The organism is Streptomyces sp. NPDC093591 (genome assembly GCF_044764885.1).
Taxonomy (GTDB): Bacteria; Actinomycetota; Actinomycetes; order Streptomycetales; family Streptomycetaceae; genus Streptomyces.
Genome location: NZ_JBIWIY010000005.1, coordinates 233065 through 247583 on the forward strand (window position 1 = coordinate 233065; position 14519 = coordinate 247583).

A 14519-nucleotide genomic window follows, 5' to 3' on the forward strand; every position below is an offset into this window, starting at 1 on the left:
GGGGCGCCCTCACCGGCTTTCTTCACTCCGGTGACGCGAACACGCTCCGCTCGGTCACGTCCGAGCCGGTGCGCAGCGGGACCGTCTCGGCTTTGCCACGTCCGCGACTCCAAGACCCCCGACACCGACCACCTCACCGTCGCCCCGGGCACCTGGAAATCATTCGTGATGCACCTATCCGCCCGCTAGCCTGCGGAGCATGACCCGCTTCGACGAGGCTCTGCGTGAGCTCGGCCTGACCGACCTCCACCCCCGTATCCGCCGCTTCCCGGAAGCGACCCGTACCGCCGCCGAGGCCGCCGCCGCGATCGAGTGTGAGCTGAGCCAGATCTGCAAGTCGCTCATCTTCGCGGCCGACGGTGTGCCGGTGCTGGTGCTGATGGACGGGGCCTCGCGGGTCGACGTGGAGCTCGTGCGCAAGGAACTCGGCGTCGAGCAGGTCACCCGGGCCAAGGCCGACGTCGTACGGGAGAGCACCGGATACGCCATCGGGGGCGTACCGCCCTTCGGGCACCGTACGAAGACGCGCGTGCTCGCCGATCGGTCGCTGCTCGACCACGACGTCGTGTGGGCCGCCGCAGGAAACCCGCACGCCGTCTTCCCCATGGCACCCAAGGACCTCATCTCCCATGCCGGCGCCGCCCTGGTGGACGTGCGCGAGCAGCCGCGCACTTCGTGACCCCGCTGGTCACCGCCGCCGTCCTGCTGGCGGCCGTCACGCACGCCAGTTGGAACGCCATCGCCCACCGGATCACCGACAAGCTGGTCGCGTTCACGCTCATCAATGGCGGCGGGGTGCTGATCGGGCTGGCGCTCATGACCTTCGGGGAGTTCCCGGCGGCGGGGGCGTGGCCGTATCTCATCGCGTCCGCCCTCGTGCACGTCGTCTACTTCGCGCTGCTCATGAAGTCCTTCCGGCTCGGCGACTTCGGGCAGGCCTACCCCATCGCGCGCGGCACCGCGCCGCTCGTCGTCGCCGTACTCGCCGCCCTCGTCGCGCACGAGGTGCCGGACGGGTGGGCGGCCGCCGGGATCGCCTGCTCCTGTGCGGGACTCACCGGCGTCGCCCTGTGGGGTCTGCGCGGGCGCCGGCCCGACTGGGCGGCGATCGGCGCGGCGTTGGCGACCGGGCTGAGCATCGCGGCGTACACCGTCCTCGACGGGCTCGGCGTGCGGGCCTCCGGCTCATCCGTCGGCTATATCGCCTGGTTGATGGCGGTCGAGGGCCTCGCCATCCCGGCGTACGCGCTCTGGCGTTGGCGCGGGGAGACGGTCGCCGTGCTGCGGCCGTTCGCGGGGCTGGGGCTGTTGGGGGCGGCCTTGTCCGTCGCCGCGTACGCGCTGGTCCTGTGGGCGCAGACGAAGGCGGAGTTGGCGCCGATCGCGGCCCTGCGGGAGTCCTCGATCATCGTGGGGGCGGCCATCGGGGCCGTCTTCTTCAAGGAGCGGTTCGGGGCCGCCCGGATCGTGGGGGCCGCGTTGCTGGTGGTGGGCATCGGGATGATGCTGCACGCGAGTTAGCGGCCGGCGGTTTTTCGCACCAGGGCGGGCGGTCAGCCGTCGGCTGACCGCCTGTGACCCTTGTGCGGCAGGAGACTTGGACTAGAACGCGCTGTTGCTGCAGCCCATCTTCGAGCCGAGGCTGGTGGCCTGGCTGCCCTCGTTGCCCTCGCCGTTGAGGGCGCCGCCCAGCGCGCCGTTGAGCACGCCGACCACGCCGAGGATGTCGATGTTCAGGTCGTGGGACTTGCACTGGGTGCTCTGCTGGATCTTGAACTCGTTGCCCCCGCGACCCTTGCCGTCGGCGTGGGCGGTTCCGGCGGCCGCGAAGCCGATGGTGCTGAGAGCGGCGACCAGGACGGCGGCCTTGCGAAGCTTGTGCATGTCATCTCCGGTGGAGTGAGTGGAGTGAGGTGGGTGCGCTGTGTGAGGGATCGACTCCTTGTGAAAAGGAACGACCCCTTACGATTTGGGGAGGTTAAGTAGGAAAGGCCCCAAATCATCCTGAGGCACGCCGAGTTTCACGATCTTGCACTAGAAGGGCCGTGTGTCAGGGCCTACGCAAGGACCGGCTTGCCCACCCGGAACGCGAACTGGCCGCAGTACGTCAGCTTGCGCAGGTTCACCAGGGCCGTCCTGCGGCGGCCGTCCTTCGCCCACTGGTCGATCTCGGTGTTGAGCGGGGACTGTTCGTCCCAGTAGCGGCTGTACTCCGGCGGCCGGCCCAGGTAACTCCGCATGATCAGCGCCACTCCGTCGAGCGAGGGCCGGATCTCCCGCAGCGCGAGCCCCGCCTCCTCGACCAGGACCCGGAAGCCGTACGGGGTGTAGTTCCACAGGCTGAAGGAGTGGTACGGCTCGAATTGGGATGTTGATCCGATGAAATGCCCACCGGGTTCCAGCACTCGGGCGATCTCCGCCAGCAGTTCCCGTGGACGGGCGACGTGTTCGAAGACCTGGTGCGAGTAGATCAGCGGAGTCGAGTCCGAACCGAGTGGGAGATGGACGCCGTCGTAGTGCACCACCGGGTCACCGCCGGGGGTGCGCTGGCCGGCCTCCGGGGAGTCCCGGATGTCGATGCCGATCCACCGCACCCGCGGGGCGTGCTTGCGGAAGAGCGCGGCCGACGTGCCCCGGCCGCACCCCAGATCGACGACCACGCCGGGGGCGCCGGGGGCGCCCATCACCTCGTCGACGTAGTAGCGCGAGGTGACCTGACGGGCGTGGTCGTCGGGGATGCAGTCCCGCATGAGGTCCCAGAGGGTCGCCATGCCTCGATGCTACGGACACTCGCCGTTACGTGCGATTCACGCTCCGTGAGACCGTGACTCCCGACAGGTCGTGCGCGGTCACGCTGTTGCGGTCGGTGACCGACCGGCCCAGGGCGTGGTGCGGCCAAAGCCCCGCGGCCACCCGGCGGCTGCGCTCGCTCCACTGCCGGGCCGCCAGGTCACCGGACTTGTAGTGGTTGAGGGCGTAGCCGCCGGAGTGGATGCGCAGCAGGGTGAAACCGCCGGGGTACTCCTTGGCGGCGGCGACCTCCTGCTGGGTGACGTGCGGGGCCCGCGTCAGCACGGTGCGCTTGTTGCGGTGCGTGTGGCCCGCGTGGTGGAGGAAGACGCCGGGGGCGGACGCGTAGGCGTCCACGACGGCGCGGGCCTGGCGGCGCTCCAGGCACTGCCCGCGGGTCACCGGGAAGACCGAGTCCCGCACGGTCAGCGGATGATGGCCGAAGACGAGCGTCGGCTGATCCGGAGCCTGCCTCAACCTCGCCCGGAACCACGCCAGTTGCTCGGCCCCGAGCCCGCCCGCGTCGGCGCCGTTGCCGGACTTGGCGTACGTGTCCAGGCCGATGATCCGCAGCCCGCCGAGGTCACGGGCGAAGTACCCCGGCCCGTCGTCGCCGTCGCCGCCCGGGAAGGCCGTGCGGAAGGTGCCGGTGTCCCGGGAGCGGTCGTGGTTGCCGCGTACGACGAAGTAGTCCCGCCCGTGCGTGCCGAAGCCGTCCAGGATCCGCCGGGCCTCGCGCAGGTCGTGCGCGGCTCCGCCGGCCGAGATGTCGCCGCCGGCCAGCAGCAGGTCCGCCCCGCGCCGCCGGGCCTCCTCGACCAGGGCTCGGCTCATCAGCTCCGGATAGGGCGCCCGCCCCGGCTGCTGCACCACCCCGCGCAGCAGCGGCAGGCCGCCGACCAGGCCCGCGGTGGTCTCGCCGAGGTGCAGGTCGTTGCAGAGCGCGACCGACAGCAGGTGCCGGCCGGGCGGGGGCTGCGGGGTGGTGAAGGAGTACGGCCCGCCGCCCGTACCGAACCCGAACGTCGAGGTGCCCACCGCGTTGCCGCGCACCAGGTGCAGCGGGGTGGGTGTGGCGGCCACGCCCCGTGAGCGGGCCTGGTAGTAGTACGTCTGCCCCGGCTCCAGATCGGTCAGCTCGACCTGGTGGTGGGCGGTCGGCCGGCCCTCGGACGCGGTGCGGTTGAGCCGAGAGGGGTGGGTGCCGTAGACGACCTCGCCCTCGGTGATCGCCGGGAGGGGGTGTCCCAGGCCGTCGTCGGTGCCGGGGATGCCGGTGTACCAGGTGATGACGGCGGTGTCCTCGGTGAGCGTGACCAGTTCCAGATTGACCGCGGTCAGGTCGTCGGGGTGGTGCGAGCGCGCCCGCTGCATGGCGGCCGAGGCCGTGCGCAGCAGGGCGGGGGCGAGGCGCGCGCCGGAGCGCAGCACCTCGCAGGGGCCGGGGAAGGCCGACAGTGCTGCGAGAGCGGGGAGGTGGGCGGAGAAGCAGCAGCGCATGTCCCTCGATGTGGCCCGGAGCGGCGGTGAACGGGGGAGGCGGCGTTGGCGGCTGGGCCAGGGCCGGCGCGCGACATCTCCGTGGAATGCGACATCTCCATGGAAGCAGGGCGGAGCCGGTCACCGAAGCGAGTGTGCCGAGTCTCACTGATCCCGAGTTGCGGTCTTTGCTCCACCACTACGATCGGACGTGCGAAAACTTCATCCAGGGGGCGGGGCAGTGACTGCGCTGAGCGAAGGGTCGGACGCGTCGGACGCGGGTGTCCGCGGCAGGGCGCCGCTGGACGCCGACCGGATCAAGCATCTCGAATTCATCCAGGCGACGATCACCCGCCTGGGCACCAACTCGTTTCTCGTCAAGGGCTGGGCGCTGACCCTCGCCGCCGGTCTGCTCGCGCTCTCCGCCAGCCGACTCAGCTGGCAGCTCGCGGCCGTCGGCGTGGTGCCGCTGCTCTGCTTCTGGTACCTGGACTGCTTCTTCCTGCGCCAGGAAAGAGCCTTCCGCCGGCTCTACGACGCCGCGCGGGTCCCCGACAGCACGGTCGAGGTGCTGTCCATGAACGTGGCGCCGTACCTGTCGAGAATGCCCTGGCCGGAGGTCTGGCTCACGCCGACGTTACTGCTGTTCTACGCGCCCTTGTTGCTCGCCGACCTGGCGCTGGTCGTCATCGCGTTGTGAGGGGGCTGCATTCTCGACGCCGGTCCAGGCATCTCAGCCCGTCCGGCGTTTGAGGACGAGGCCCGAAGGGCCGAAGCGGGGGTCCAGGGGGCGGCAGCCCTCTGGCGGGGTCGAAGGGGCGGAGCCCCTTCAGGATGGGACGGGTAGGGGCGGCGGGGGCGCGTCAGTCCCGCCTCGGCCCCCGCACCGCTGCCGAAAGACGCGCCGCGAGCGCAGCGGCCGCCGCGTCGTCCTGGTCCCGGAACCCCCCGCCCTGCGGCGGCCAGATGGGCCCCATCGCATCCCCGGGCCGGCGAGGCACCAGGTGCACATGAGTGTGGAACACGGACTGCGAGGCCACCGCCCCCGCGGAGTTGATGACGTTCATGCCGTCGGGTTCGAGGACCGCCCGCAACGCCCTGCCCACCACCGTCACGGCGTGGAACAGCCGTTGGACCCCCGCCTCGTCCATCTCCCACAGGTCCGCCGTATGCGCCCGGGGCACCACCAGCGTGTGCCCGAGCGTCGCGGGCGCCAGCGGAAAGAAGGCGAGGGTGTGCGCGTCCTCGTACACCACCCGCGCCCGGCCGGTGCCGGCGACGATCTCGCAGAAGGCGCAAGCCTGTTCACGGGCGTCCATGGACCTTCCCTGTCGCTCTAGGGTGTGCGGCGTGGGCGGCATCTTCATCAACTACCGCAGGGGCGATCACGAAGACGTCGTGCGGGAACTGTACGACCGGCTCGAACAGCACTTCGGCGAGGACCAGGTGTTCCGGGACGTCGCGTCCATCGTGCCGGGGCAGCGCTACCCGGACACGTTGCGCGAGCGCGTGGCGGACTGCGAGGTACTGCTCGTGGTCGTGCACCGGGGCTGGCTCGCGTCGCGGGGCCCGTCCGGCGGGCTGCGGCTGGACGACGAGGCGGATTGGGTCCGCCGTGAGATCGACCAGGCGCTGCACACCGGCAAGACCGTCGTCCCGCTGCTGCTGGACGGTGCCGTCCCGCCGAGACCGGACCAACTCCCGCACCCCATCCGCGAGCTGGCCCACCGCAACGCCCAGTTCCTGCGCGCGGCCCGCTTCGAGGACGACCTCGCGGAACTGATCGCCGTACTGGAGACCGACGTCTCCCGGACCTGGCGGCCCGTCCCGCCGCCACCGCCGGAGTACCGGCCGGGGCGGTGGCTCGGCGCCCTCACCGCGCTGCTGGCCGGCGCCGCGCTGCTCGGGATCCCCGCACTGCCCCAGGACGACGACTGGGCACACGAGGACGGCCTTCCCTGGACCCTGTACGCCACCCTGGGAGGCTGCCTGCTGCTGTGCGCGCCGCTCATCGCGGTCGCCGTCGGCCGCTTCCTGCTCCGCCGCCCCATCGACAACTGGGAACGCGACCTGCACGCCGTCAAGCACCGGACGTACGTGCGGCAGACCTGGCCGATGGGCGCGGGGCTGGTGCTCATGGGGCTGTTCCCGGCGCTTCAGATGTGGGGCGACAAGGGCATGTGGGGGTCCCTGGCCCTGCTGCTGGTCATGGTCCTCGCCGTCGCGCGCACGGGCGCCACCCACATCCGCCTCGAGCGGCGCGACGCCGACCTGTGGGTCCGCTGGCCGCAGGGCCTGCCGGACCGGGTGACCCGGCCGGTGCTGCGCCGGGCGATCGCGCGGCTGGAGCTCCGCCTGGCCGAGTCGCGGCCGCCGCTCTGCCGGGAGCAGCGCGAGAAGGCCGGCTGGGAGCTGGAGGACATGCGGGGGGCGCTCGAACGGCTGGTGGACGAGGCGCGGCGCTCCCGGCCGAGGTGGCTGTGCCAGGACCATCCCTGGATCCTCGGCGGCTACTGCCTGGGGCTGGCCCTGGTCGCGGCCCTGGCCGTGGCGTCCGGGCTCGCGTTCGAAGCGGCGGGGGAGGGCAGGCCCCGTGTCCATGTCGCGCTGGCGGTCTTCGTGCTGATCAGCGCGGGCCTGGCGCTGGCCACCATGGAACTCGCGCTGCGCCACCAGCGCCGGCTGCGCACCGACCTGGTGGCCGAGGCCGCCGAGCGGATCGACCTGCTCGCCGACCGGGTGAGGGCCCTCAGCGCCCCCGCTCGCACCAGGCGCCCCGCCCCGGCGCCGCGGCCCGAGGAGTTCGCCGAGCCCGACTAGGCGCCGATCCCGACTAGTCGGCGGGCCCTTCCGAGGCGCACCCTGGAAGCAGAACTTCCGGAGGTGATCGTCATGATGCACACCGCAGTGGGATGGCATGTCGAGCTGGAGTTCCAGGAGGACGAGACCCACACCAGGGCGGTCGCGATGGTGCGGCTCCCCGACGGCACCGAGGTACGGGCCCACGGGCACGCCTCACGGCACCACACGGACGCGAATCAGCCACGCGTCGGTGAGGAGATCGCCGGTGCCCGCGCGCTGAACGAGCTGGCGATGCAGATGCTCACCAAGGCGCACGCGGAGATCGACCAGGCGTCGGGACGCACGTCGCACCCGATCCACGTCTGAACCGAACGCTGCCCGAGGGACCCGGCCGCTACCCGAGCGCCACCCGCACCGCCCGTATCAACCCCTGCGCCCTCGGATCCGCCGTCACCGTCTTGCGGAAGCCGTTCGTCACATAGCCGAACGCGATCCCCGACTCCGGGTCGGCGAAGCCGAGGGCGCCGCCCCGGCCGGGGTGGCCGAAGGAACCCGGTCCCAGCAGGGGCGACGCGGTGCCGTGCAGCATGTAGCCGAGGCCGAAGCGGGTGCCCACGACCAGGACGCGGTCCGGCCCCGCCGACTCCTCCGCCCGGGCCAGCTCCACCGTCGCCGGGTCGAAGAGCCGTACGCCGTCGACCTCGCCGATCAGCGCCGCGTAGAACCGGGCCAGTCCGTCGGCCGTCGCGATGCCGTTCGTCGCGGGGAGGGCGGCCGCGCGGTAGGCGGGATCGTTCTGGTCGGGGAACGGGGTGATCGCGGCGAACGCGCGGCGGGTGAGGGAGTCCGGGTCGCCGTAGGCCTCGGTGACCGACCGCTTCGGGCGCGACCGCAGCCCACCCGCCGGTTCGGGACCGTCGACCCGGCCGGTACGGCCCACCCGGCCCGCCTCCGACTCCGGCAGCCCCAGCCACAGGTCCAGGCCCAGCGGCCCGGCGACCTCCGCCGCGAGCCACTCGCCGGCCCACCGCCCCGTCACCCGCCGCACCAGCTCGTCCAGCAGCCAGCCGTACGTCAGCGCGTGATAGCCGTGGTCGGTGCCGGGCTCCCACGCGGGCGCCTGCCCGGCCACCGCCTCGGGCCCGCGATGCGGGTCCAGCGCCTCCTCGGGCGTGAGCGGGCGGTCGAGCACCGGCAGCCCGGCGCGATGGTTCAGCACGTGCCGCACCAGCAGCCGCTCCTTGCCGTGCGCCTTGAACTCCGGCCAGTACTCGGCCAAGGGCGCGTCGAGATCCAGCTCTCCGCGCTGGTGGAGGATGAGGGGTACGGCGGCGGCGACACCCTTGGTCGCCGAGCGCACGACCTGGGCGGTGCCGTGCTGCCAGGGAGCCTCGCTGTCCACATCCCTGGTACCGGCCCACAGGTCGACGACCTTGTGCCCGTCCCGGTACACGGCGACGGCCGCGCCCCGCTCCCCGAGCGCGGCGAAGTTCCGTACGAACGCCTCCCTGACCGGCTCGAAGCCCTCGGCCACTGTGCCGTTCACGCCCACGTCCGTCTCCTCGTCCTGCCTGTGCGGGTGCCCTTCTACCCAAGCAGGATGGTGACGTCGATGTTCCCCCGGGTCGCGTTGGAGTACGGGCAGACCTCGTGCGCCGCGTCCACCAGCTTGGCCGCGATGCCCGCGTCCAGCACCGGCAGCGAGACGCTGAGGGCGACCGCGAGGCCGTAGCCGCGGTGCTTGTTGGGGCCGATGCCGACCTTCGCGGCGACGGTGGATCCGGTGAGGTCGTAGCCCTCGCGGTTGCCGACGAGGATCAGGGCGTTGTGGAAGCAGGAGCTGTAGCCGGCGGCGAACAGTTGCTCGGGGTTGGTGCCGTTGCCGTCGCCGCCCAGCTCCGGGGGCATCGCGACCTTGAGGTCGATCTCGCCGTCCTGGCTGGTGACATAGCCGTCCCGGCCGCCGTGCGCGGTGGCCTCGGCGACGTACATGATCTTCGTCGGACGGGTGTCGACGGCGGTGTCCTCGTCGTTCATGGTTGGCCCTCCCCCAAAAAGAACGTACGCAAGTACATCGTGCACAAGGTACTGGCCGGTATGGGATTGCTGTTACCAGGGGGTAGTAACCATCGGTAAGCCGAGATCAGCGGGCCCGGTCGGCGGCCGCCGTCGCCTTCGCCGCCAGCTGCCACAGCTCCTTGCGCAGGCGTTCCGCCTCCGGGCCGCCGAGCCCGGTCTCCGCGAGCAGCGTGCCGGGTACGCACTTCGCGCGCTCCCGCAGCCGTTCGCCCTGCCCGGTGACCGTGACGAGCACGGACCGCTCGTCACGCGCCGACCGCTCCCGCCGTACCAGCCCCGCCGCCTCCAGCCGCTTCAGCAGCGGGGAGACGGTCCCGTAGTCGAGCCGAAGGGCTGCCGCCAGTTCCTTCACCGGCATCTCGCCGCGCTCCCACAGGGCCAGCAGGACGAGGTACTGCGGGTAGGTGAGGCCGAGTTCGTCGAGGAGCGGGCGGTAGGCGGCCGTCACGGCACGCTGGGCGGCGTACAGCGCGAAGCACAGCTGCTCGTCCAGCAGCAGTGAGCCCTCGGCTCCGATGCCCTCGTCGTTGGTCACGCGCCCATTGTCACGGACCGCGGATCGAATCCGAACGGCAGCTCCAGACGGTGTGCGCGCATCAGCTCATCGTCGGACAGCAGCTCCCCGGTCTTCCCGTCCGCCGCGATCACGCCCTCGCTGAGGACGAGGGAGCGCGGGCACAGCTCCAGGGCGTATGGCAGGTCGTGCGTGACCATCAGGACCGTGACGTCCAACGAGCGCAGGATGTCGGCCAGTTCACGGCGGGAGGCCGGGTCGAGGTTGGAGGAGGGCTCGTCGAGGACGAGGATCTCCGGCTCCATGGCCAGGACGGTCGCCACGGCCACGCGGCGCCGCTGGCCGAAGGAGAGGTGGTGCGGCGGGCGGTCCTTGAACTCCGCCATGCCGACCCGCTCCAGCGCCCGGTCGACCCGCTCCTCCAGCTCGGCGCCCTTGAGCCCGGCCGCCGCCGGCCCGAAGGCCACGTCCTCGCGGACCGTCGGCATGAACAGCTGGTCGTCCGGGTCCTGGAACACGATCCCGACCCGGCGCCTGATCTCGGCCATGTGCTGCTTGCCGACGGGCAGCCCGGCGACGTGCACGGTGCCCGTGCCGCCGGTCAGGATGCCGTTGAGGTGGAGGACGAGGGTCGTCTTGCCTGCGCCGTTCGGGCCGAGCAGCGCGACCCGTTCGCCGCGCGCGACGGCGAAATCCACGCCGAACAGGGCCTGGTGGCCGTCGGGGTAGGCGAAGGCCAGACCGGCCACTTCCAGGGAGGGAATCGGTTCCGTCACAGCGACCATCCCAGCAGACAGACGACGAGGGCGGCGAAGGGGAGCGCGAGGGCGTACGACCACTGCGCCCGGGACGCGGTCACCTCGTCGATCACCGGCATCGAACCGGCGTAACCGCGGCTGATCATGGCCAGATGCACGCGCTCGCCGCGCTCGTAGGACCGGATGAACAGCGCCCCCGCCGACTTCGCGAGCACGCCCCAGTGCCGCACGCCCTTCGCCTCGAAGCCGCGCGACTCGCGGGCGATGCGCATCCGCCGCATCTCGTCCGTGATGACATCGCCGTACCGGATCATGAAGGACGCGATCTGCACGAGGAGGGGCGGGAGCTTCAACCGCTGGAGGCCGAGGAGGAGTTCGCGCAGCTCGGTGGTGGAGGCGAGGAGTACGGAGGCGGCGACGCCCAGGGTGCCCTTCGCGAGCACGTTCCAGGCGCCCCACAGGCCGCTGACGCTCAGCGACATGCCCAGCACCTCGACCCGCTCGCCCTCCGCCACGAACGGCATCAGCACCGCGAACGCGACGAACGGCACCTCGATCAGCAGCCGCTTCAGCAGGAACCCGGCGGGCACGCGCGCGACGAAGGCGACGGCGGCGAGCAGCACGGCGTACAGGCCGAACGCCCACATCGCCTCCCGCGGCGTCGACACCACGACCACCACGAACGCGAACGTCGCGGCGAGCTTGGTGTGCGGCGGCAGGCCGTGCACGGGCGAGTGCCCGTGCCGGTAGAGCTTGTGCGCGTGCCCGGCGCCCATGGTCAGACGCTCGTGCTCGTCGGCGACACGTCGGCCGCCTCGTCCGTACGACGGCGGCGCACCGCCCAGAAGATGCCGGTGCCCGCGACCACGGTCGCGCCGACGCCGATCACGCCGGCGAGGCCGCCGGACAGACGGGCGTCGTCGATGCCCTTGACGCCGTAGTCGGCCAGCAGGGAGTCGGCGCCCGCGTGCTCCTCGGCGGACTCGGCGAAGCCCTTGTCCTCGGCGACCTTCTCCAGACCGTCGGGGCTGGCGGAGGCGTAGAAGCTGACGAACCCGGCGAGGACGAGGGAGGTGACCAGGCCGCTGATCCACAGGGTGCGGCGGGAGGTCCGGGCCGCGACCGGCTGCGCGGCCTCGGGCGCCGGGGCGTCGACGAGCTCGCCGCCGACCCGCAGCTTCAGCGGCTGCCGCAGGTCACGGGCGCCGTAGACGAGGTCGGGGCGGACGGCGATGACGGCGCCGATGGTCAGTGCGGTGATCGCGGCCTCGCCGATGCCGATCAGCAGGTGGACGCCGACCATGGCGGTGGCGACCTTGCCGATCGAGACGTCGGTGGTGCCGCCGATCCAGAACAGCAGCGTGAACGCGAGGGCCGCGGCCGGCACCGACACCACCGCGGCGACGAAGGAGGCGGCGGTGATCGAGCGCCGGGTCTTCGGCAGGACCTTCACCAGGCCGCGGAAGACGACGTAGGCGACGACGACGCCGACGATCGCCATGTTGGTGATGTTCACGCCGAGCGCGGTGAGGCCGCCGTCCGCGAAGAGGATGCCCTGCATCAGCAGGACGACGGAGATGCACAGCGCGCCGGTGTAGGGGCCGACGAGGATCGCGGCCAGGGCCCCGCCGAGCAGATGTCCGCTGGTCCCGGCCGCGACCGGGAAGTTCAGCATCTGCACCGCGAAGATGAACGCCGCCACCAGGCCGGCCAGCGGCGCCGTCCGCTCGTCGAGCTCGCGGCGCGCGCCGCGCAGGCTTACGGCGACCGCGGCCGCGGCGACCACTCCGGTCACGGCGGAGGTCGGGGCGTCTATGAATCCGTCGGGTACATGCACCGTTCGATGATAGTGGCTTAATGCGAATGGCTTGCAAGAGCGAGGAGCTTGTGCATCGCATCGTTGTATCGCACATGTGAGATACGTCGGCTCCAGGGAGCGCTTTCCGCAAGATATGCGACATTGGAGGGGGAGCGGAGGCACAGCTTTCGCACAGGTCACGCAGTGTAAGGGGCCGTCCGATGTCGGTAGTCGAACAGTACGCGCGAGCCCATATCGTCACGGACGCCGACCTCTTGCAGGAGGAGCAGGAGGCCGTCCCGGTCGTCCTGCGCTACGACCCCGAGACCGACCCGCGCTCGGTGCGCGTGCGGTTGCCCGGGCGCGGGGAACACGAGTGGACGTTCTCGCGCTCCCTGCTGGAGCAGGGGCTGCGGGCCCCCGCGGGCAGCGGCGAGATACGGGTGTGGCCGTGCGGCCGGGTGCAGGCCGTGGTGGAGTTCCACTCGGACCAGGGCGTTTCCGTGGTGCAGTTCGAGTCGAAGGCCCTGATGAGGTTCCTGCGGCGGACGTATCTGGCCGCACCCGTGTCACGCTGAGTTTCAGCCGCCCAGCTTCAGCAGCGCCGCCACGATCGGGCCCGCCGTCTCGCCGCCGTGGCCGGCCGCCTGGACCACGCCCGCTGCCGCCAGGTCGCCCCGGTACGCGGTGAACCAGCCGTTCGGCTTCTTCTGGCCGTCGACCTCCGCCGAGCCGGTCTTCGCGCCGACGTCGCCGGTGACCCCGGACATCGCCTCGGCCGCCGTGCCGTAGGCCGCCGTGTAGGCCATCAGCTCGCGCAGCTGCGACACCGTGGCCGCGGACATGGAGCGGGCGGCGGTGGCGAGGGTGCGGTTGTCGACCGTCGGGGCCACCAGGTAGGGCTGCTTGAAGGTGCCCGTCTTCACTGTCGCCGACACCGACGCCATGTTCAGCGGGTTCATCCGCACGCCGCCCTGGCCGATGAGCGAGGCCGCCATCTGCGCCTGGGACTGGACCGGGACGGAGCCGTCGAAGGTGGAAACGCCGACGGACCAGTTGTTCATGGAGAGGCCGAAGACCTGCTGGGCCTGCTTGGTCAGGCTGTCGTTGTCCAGCTCGGGGGCCTGGCTGATGAAGGCCGTGTTGCAGGAGCGGGCGAAGCTCGCCTTGAAGGTGCCGTTCTTGATCTCGAACTTGTCGTCGTTCTGGAACTTCCAGTGGCCGTACGTGAAGTACTTCGGGCAGGGGTGCTGCTTGTCGGCCGACGCGAGGCCCTTCTCGATCAGCAGCGACGAGGTGATGACCTTCATCGTGGAGCCCGGGGCGAGGGAGCCCTGGAAGGCGGTGTTGAAGCCGTGCGAGGAGTTGGCGACCGCGAGGATCTCGCCGGTCGAGGGGCGCAGGACGACCACCGACGCCTTGGACTTCGCGGCGACCTGCTTCTCCGCGGCGGCCTGCATCGTCGGGCTCAGCGTCGTCTTCACGGTGCCCGGCGTGCCCTTGCTCAGCTCCAGCAGGGTCTTGTCGGACAGCTCGGCCTTCTGGGACTCCTTGCCCCGGATCACCTGCAGCTCGACGCCCGCCTTGCCGCCCGCCTTCTCGCCGTACTTCTCGCGCAGCCCGTCCAGGACCGAGCCCAGCGACGGGTACTCCTTCTCCGTCAGCTCGCCGCCGTCCCGGTCGAGGGCCTTGACCGGCGGGGTGCCGGACTCGCCGGTGACCAGCTTGTCGCCGTCCTCGAGGTCGGGGTGGACGATCGCGGAGTGCCACTCGACGAGCGGCTTGCCGTCCTCGGCGCGGCGGACGACGGTGAGTGAACTGTCGTACGCCAGCGGCTTCTCGGTGCCCTTGTACGACACCGTGCCCTTCACGGAGAAGGGGACCTTGTCGCCGGTGCGGGTGCCGGCGGTGAGGGTGACGTCCTTGACGTGGGCGTCCTTGGTGTAGCCGGCCAGCAGGGCCTGGGCGGCCGCCGAGTCGTCCGTGGCGGCGGCCGCCTCGGTCACCTTGCCCTGCTGCCAGGCGGTGAGGAACTCCCGGGCCGCGGACGTGACCTCGGCCGCCGACAGCGGGCCGGTCTTGACGTCCTTCGCCTTGTCGTCGGCGCTCGACGACGTCGACTGCGTACGGCTGTCGGCGACGGCCCCGCCGCCGAACAGCGCGTAGGCGCCGAACCCGGCGCCGCCGATGACCACGGCGATCATCCCGCCGAGCACGGCGGGGTTGGTCTTCCGTCGCTCAGCGACGCGCCCTCTGTTACCCACTTCTTTCCGATCCCTCGCGTATTCCAGGGGCCCCC

18 protein-coding genes are annotated in these 14519 nt (G+C 71.5%); 7 read left to right on the forward strand and 11 right to left on the reverse strand.

Annotated features, from left to right (window positions below):
* The first annotated feature begins 30 nt into the window (after nt 1-30).
* Genes ACIREI_RS13320 through ACIREI_RS13330 form a run of 3 tightly spaced genes read left to right on the forward strand, consistent with a single transcriptional unit; the run spans nt 31 to nt 1521 of the window.
* Nucleotides 31-189 (forward strand): DUF397 domain-containing protein, encoded by a 159-nt coding sequence (locus ACIREI_RS13320; protein WP_403331485.1) that lies wholly within the window; start codon nt 31-33, stop codon nt 187-189.
* 10 nt (nt 190-199) lie between these two features.
* The gene (locus ACIREI_RS13325; protein ID WP_403331488.1) at nt 200-679 is read left to right on the forward strand and encodes a YbaK/EbsC family protein; all 480 of its coding nucleotides are present in this window, start codon (nt 200-202) and stop codon (nt 677-679) included.
* Nucleotides 676-1521, forward strand: coding sequence for an EamA family transporter (locus ACIREI_RS13330; protein WP_403331491.1), 846 nt, complete (start codon nt 676-678; stop codon nt 1519-1521). The genes ACIREI_RS13325 and ACIREI_RS13330 overlap by 4 nt, the downstream gene beginning before the upstream one ends.
* 81 nt (nt 1522-1602) lie before the next feature.
* On the opposite strand, the gene ACIREI_RS13335 is transcribed toward ACIREI_RS13330, so the two are convergent.
* From ACIREI_RS13335 to ACIREI_RS13345, 3 genes are all read right to left on the reverse strand, one after another.
* Nucleotides 1603-1884 carry a hypothetical protein gene (locus ACIREI_RS13335; RefSeq protein WP_403331494.1) on the reverse strand — a complete coding sequence of 94 codons (282 nt, stop codon included), beginning with the start codon at nt 1882-1884 and terminating at the stop codon, nt 1603-1605.
* A gap of 173 nt (nt 1885-2057) precedes the next feature.
* Nucleotides 2058-2771 (reverse strand): class I SAM-dependent methyltransferase, encoded by a 714-nt coding sequence (locus ACIREI_RS13340; RefSeq protein WP_403331496.1) that lies wholly within the window; start codon nt 2769-2771, stop codon nt 2058-2060.
* A 25-nt stretch (nt 2772-2796) separates the two neighbouring features.
* The gene (locus ACIREI_RS13345) at nt 2797-4290 is read right to left on the reverse strand and encodes a metallophosphoesterase (protein WP_403331499.1); all 1494 of its coding nucleotides are present in this window, start codon (nt 4288-4290) and stop codon (nt 2797-2799) included.
* Between the two features lie 220 nt (nt 4291-4510).
* Here ACIREI_RS13345 and ACIREI_RS13350 point away from each other — a divergent pair, with 220 nt between their 5' ends.
* Complete coding sequence (locus ACIREI_RS13350; protein ID WP_403331502.1) at nt 4511-4969, forward strand: hypothetical protein; 459 nt, start codon at nt 4511-4513, stop codon at nt 4967-4969.
* A gap of 163 nt (nt 4970-5132) precedes the next feature.
* On the opposite strand, the gene ACIREI_RS13355 is transcribed toward ACIREI_RS13350, so the two are convergent.
* The gene (locus tag ACIREI_RS13355; RefSeq protein ID WP_403331505.1) at nt 5133-5588 is read right to left on the reverse strand and encodes an HIT family protein; all 456 of its coding nucleotides are present in this window, start codon (nt 5586-5588) and stop codon (nt 5133-5135) included.
* A gap of 31 nt (nt 5589-5619) precedes the next feature.
* Here ACIREI_RS13355 and ACIREI_RS13360 point away from each other — a divergent pair, with 31 nt between their 5' ends.
* Nucleotides 5620-7089, forward strand: coding sequence for a toll/interleukin-1 receptor domain-containing protein (locus ACIREI_RS13360; RefSeq protein WP_403331508.1), 1470 nt, complete (start codon nt 5620-5622; stop codon nt 7087-7089).
* A gap of 72 nt (nt 7090-7161) precedes the next feature.
* Entirely contained in the window at nt 7162-7437 is a 276-nt protein-coding gene (locus ACIREI_RS13365; RefSeq protein WP_403331511.1) for a DUF1876 domain-containing protein, read from the forward strand.
* A 28-nt stretch (nt 7438-7465) separates the two neighbouring features.
* On the opposite strand, the gene ACIREI_RS13370 is transcribed toward ACIREI_RS13365, so the two are convergent.
* The 6 genes from ACIREI_RS13370 to ACIREI_RS13395 all read right to left on the reverse strand — a co-directional run bounded on the left by ACIREI_RS13370 (nt 7466) and on the right by ACIREI_RS13395 (nt 12259).
* Nucleotides 7466-8623, reverse strand: a complete 1158-nt coding sequence (locus ACIREI_RS13370; protein WP_403331514.1) for a serine hydrolase domain-containing protein — start codon at nt 8621-8623, stop codon at nt 7466-7468.
* Nucleotides 8624-8658: 35 nt separating this feature from the next.
* Nucleotides 8659-9108, reverse strand: a complete 450-nt coding sequence (locus tag ACIREI_RS13375) for an organic hydroperoxide resistance protein (RefSeq protein WP_403331517.1) — start codon at nt 9106-9108, stop codon at nt 8659-8661.
* Between the two features lie 106 nt (nt 9109-9214).
* Nucleotides 9215-9685: a MarR family winged helix-turn-helix transcriptional regulator gene (locus ACIREI_RS13380; protein ID WP_403331520.1), complete on the reverse strand. Its 471-nt coding sequence runs from the start codon at nt 9683-9685 to the stop codon at nt 9215-9217.
* A complete protein-coding gene (locus ACIREI_RS13385; RefSeq protein WP_403331523.1) occupies nt 9682-10449 on the reverse strand; it encodes an energy-coupling factor ABC transporter ATP-binding protein in 768 nt (255 codons plus the stop codon). Before ACIREI_RS13385 ends, ACIREI_RS13380 begins: the two co-directional genes overlap by 4 nt.
* On the reverse strand, nt 10437-11198 hold the full coding sequence (cbiQ, locus tag ACIREI_RS13390) for a cobalt ECF transporter T component CbiQ (protein WP_403331526.1): 762 nt from the start codon (nt 11196-11198) through the stop codon (nt 10437-10439). The genes ACIREI_RS13385 and cbiQ overlap by 13 nt, the downstream gene beginning before the upstream one ends.
* Before the next feature lie 2 nt (nt 11199-11200).
* Nucleotides 11201-12259, reverse strand: a complete 1059-nt coding sequence (locus ACIREI_RS13395; RefSeq protein WP_403331529.1) for an energy-coupling factor ABC transporter permease — start codon at nt 12257-12259, stop codon at nt 11201-11203.
* Between the two features lie 182 nt (nt 12260-12441).
* On the opposite strand from ACIREI_RS13395, the gene ACIREI_RS13400 reads away from it, so the two are divergent.
* Nucleotides 12442-12798 (forward strand): SsgA family sporulation/cell division regulator, encoded by a 357-nt coding sequence (locus ACIREI_RS13400; RefSeq protein WP_403331532.1) that lies wholly within the window; start codon nt 12442-12444, stop codon nt 12796-12798.
* A 3-nt stretch (nt 12799-12801) separates the two neighbouring features.
* Here the strand turns inward: ACIREI_RS13400 and ACIREI_RS13405 are convergent, their stop codons facing one another.
* The gene (locus ACIREI_RS13405) at nt 12802-14484 is read right to left on the reverse strand and encodes a penicillin-binding transpeptidase domain-containing protein (RefSeq protein ID WP_403331535.1); all 1683 of its coding nucleotides are present in this window, start codon (nt 14482-14484) and stop codon (nt 12802-12804) included.
* Nucleotides 14485-14519: the final 35 nt, after the last annotated feature.

Coding starts and splice junctions, on each gene's coding strand:
- ACIREI_RS13355 (WP_403331505.1), bottom strand. CDS start 5,588: ATGGACGCCCGTGAACAGGCTTGCGCCTTCTGCGAGATCGTCGCCGGC.
- cbiQ (WP_403331526.1), bottom strand. CDS start 11,198: ATGGGCGCCGGGCACGCGCACAAGCTCTACCGGCACGGGCACTCGCCC.
- ACIREI_RS13365 (WP_403331511.1), top strand. CDS start 7,162: ATGATGCACACCGCAGTGGGATGGCATGTCGAGCTGGAGTTCCAGGAG.
- ACIREI_RS13385 (WP_403331523.1), bottom strand. CDS start 10,449: ATGGTCGCTGTGACGGAACCGATTCCCTCCCTGGAAGTGGCCGGTCTG.
- ACIREI_RS13400 (WP_403331532.1), top strand. CDS start 12,442: ATGTCGGTAGTCGAACAGTACGCGCGAGCCCATATCGTCACGGACGCC.
- ACIREI_RS13375 (WP_403331517.1), bottom strand. CDS start 9,108: ATGAACGACGAGGACACCGCCGTCGACACCCGTCCGACGAAGATCATG.
- ACIREI_RS13335 (WP_403331494.1), bottom strand. CDS start 1,884: ATGCACAAGCTTCGCAAGGCCGCCGTCCTGGTCGCCGCTCTCAGCACC.
- ACIREI_RS13325 (WP_403331488.1), top strand. CDS start 200: ATGACCCGCTTCGACGAGGCTCTGCGTGAGCTCGGCCTGACCGACCTC.
- ACIREI_RS13340 (WP_403331496.1), bottom strand. CDS start 2,771: ATGGCGACCCTCTGGGACCTCATGCGGGACTGCATCCCCGACGACCAC.
- ACIREI_RS13345 (WP_403331499.1), bottom strand. CDS start 4,290: ATGCGCTGCTGCTTCTCCGCCCACCTCCCCGCTCTCGCAGCACTGTCG.